Consider the following 262-nt stretch of genomic DNA (forward strand, 5'->3'; position numbering starts at 1 on the left):
CTCCAGGCCCAGCAGGTAGGAGATCCGTCCGGACGCCACACTGGTGGTGGTGCCGGTGAGGCGGAAGCCCTCGGTGCCGTCGACGGGGGCGTTCAGCCGCGGGCCGTACTCCATGCTCATCGCACCGACGAAGACGCCGGTGCGGCTGCCGCGCAGTCCGTCGGGGTTGACGCCGGCCCGCTCCAGGGCCTCCCAGGCGGTCTCGACCAGCAGGCGCTGCTGCGGGTCCATGGCGGCGGCCTCGCGCGGGCTGATGCCGAAG

1 protein-coding gene is annotated in these 262 nt (G+C 73.7%); it reads right to left on the minus strand.

Annotated elements, in window-relative coordinates; all coding sequences use genetic code 11:
• Positions 1-262: beta-ketoacyl synthase N-terminal-like domain-containing protein (locus tag VR45_RS41710; RefSeq protein WP_045945206.1), on the minus strand; the 262-nt coding region annotated here is incomplete at both ends.

It is taken from the genome of Streptomyces sp. NRRL S-495 (assembly GCF_000966955.1).
GTDB lineage: Bacteria > Actinomycetota > Actinomycetes > Streptomycetales > Streptomycetaceae > Kitasatospora > Kitasatospora purpeofusca.